This is a genomic window from Morganella sp. HMSC11D09 (genome assembly GCF_001807955.1).
Classification (GTDB): Bacteria; Pseudomonadota; Gammaproteobacteria; order Enterobacterales; family Enterobacteriaceae; genus Morganella; species Morganella morganii.
This window is the reverse complement of record NZ_KV791668.1, coordinates 1-292: the sequence shown is the minus strand read 5'-3', so window position 1 is coordinate 292 and position 292 is coordinate 1. Positions and strand designations below refer to the sequence as shown.

Genomic DNA, 292 nt, shown 5'->3' with positions numbered 1-292 from the left:
AGCGGCAGTATTTCATGACCCGCGCCACAGCTAAACGCTACCAGCGTGAGGGGGTTATCTGATGAGCCTGACTTACGGATCTGTATGCTCCGGCATCGAGGCCGCTTCGGTCGCCTGGGAGCCTGTCGGAATGAAACCTCTCTGGTTCAGCGAAATTGAACCGTTCCCGTCTGCCGTACTGGCTGCTCACTGGCCGCAGGTCGATAACCTTGGCGATATGACAAAACTTGCTGCTGCGGTTCGCGCCGGTGATGTGCCAGCCCCGGATCTGCTGGTGGGCGGTACACCGTGT

1 protein-coding gene is annotated in these 292 nt (G+C 59.2%); it reads left to right on the top strand.

Translation table 11 applies throughout. The annotated features are described in order from the left end of the window. Positions 1-61: 61 nt before the first annotated feature. On the top strand, positions 62-292 hold a 231-nt coding region (locus HMPREF3119_RS05945; RefSeq protein WP_210388497.1), incomplete at its 3' end, for a DNA cytosine methyltransferase.